Genomic DNA, 1012 nt, shown 5'->3' with positions numbered 1-1012 from the left:
ACATTGTATAAAAATAATGCGTAAGTTTATTCCTAAATCAAAAGTTTGTGCTTGTTTGCTTGCATCTGATTTTCCTTCGGAAAATCCTCGCACTCAAACTACGCACTATTCTTATACGTAACCGTTGTATGCCATTTGAATGAACAAAATGAAATTATTCAAACTATATATATGCTTTATTATCATTTCGGGATGTAATTCTAATATTAATAAGAAAAAAACTGAGATAGAGAAATACTCTATTGACACTTTAATTGTTTCTAAAAATATTGAAATTAATAATGAACCCGATTCATATGAAAACCTTGTTGATACTTTGAAAATTGAAGACAAACTGTTCACCATAATTCAAAACGACCCGAGAAGTAAAAACCAAATGAATCTTGCTATTTTAAATTCAAAAAAAGATACAATTTATATTCACGATGGTTATGCAACAAATGGTTTTGAAATTGAAGACTTTGATAAAGATGGCATTTTGGATATTAGACTTTACCAAATTACAAATACTGGTGGAATAAGTGAGTTAATAATGTTTGATAAATCAAATTCAATATTCCGACCAATAATCAATTTTGAGAATTTTCCTGAACCAACTAAAATTGAAAAATCAGATTTATGGTATTCATATCACAGAAGTGGTTGCGCTGATATAAATTGGGGAAGTGAATTATTTAAAATTGTGAATTATAAAGCAATCGAAATTGGAGATATTGAGGGAATTGGTTGTGAAGGAGAGAATATAAACGGAATTTTTGTTTACAGAGTGAGTGGAAATAAAAAAACAAAAATGTACTCTGAAATAAGAAAACCAGGTTACTATAATGACAAATGGGATTTCATAGAACATTACTGGAATAAAAATTATTACAAATTTGAATAAAAAAAACGGCATACAACAACGGCTATAGTTCATTGCTTCTGACTTTCCTTTCGGAAAGTCCTCGCAAATTTGCTATCTTCGGTTTACGGCGGAAAATCCTCGCGGATTTTCACGCAACGAAACCATAGC

1 protein-coding gene is annotated in these 1012 nt (G+C 29.9%); it reads left to right on the top strand.

Annotation, left to right across the window (positions count from 1 at the left end; all coding sequences use genetic code 11):
* Positions 1–148 precede the first annotated feature (148 nt).
* Positions 149–883, top strand: a complete 735-nt coding sequence (locus tag ACFQ1R_RS12920) for a hypothetical protein (RefSeq protein ID WP_379926671.1) — start codon at positions 149–151, stop codon at positions 881–883.
* Positions 884–1012 lie beyond the last annotated feature (129 nt).

The sequence above is a fragment of the Mariniflexile jejuense genome, from assembly GCF_042675665.1.
Taxonomy (GTDB): domain Bacteria; phylum Bacteroidota; class Bacteroidia; order Flavobacteriales; family Flavobacteriaceae; genus Mariniflexile; species Mariniflexile jejuense.
Note: the sequence above shows the minus strand (reverse complement) of the source record. Positions and strands in the feature narration are given on the sequence as shown.

Coding starts and splice junctions, on each gene's coding strand:
- ACFQ1R_RS12920 (WP_379926671.1), top strand. CDS start 149: ATGAAATTATTCAAACTATATATATGCTTTATTATCATTTCGGGATGT.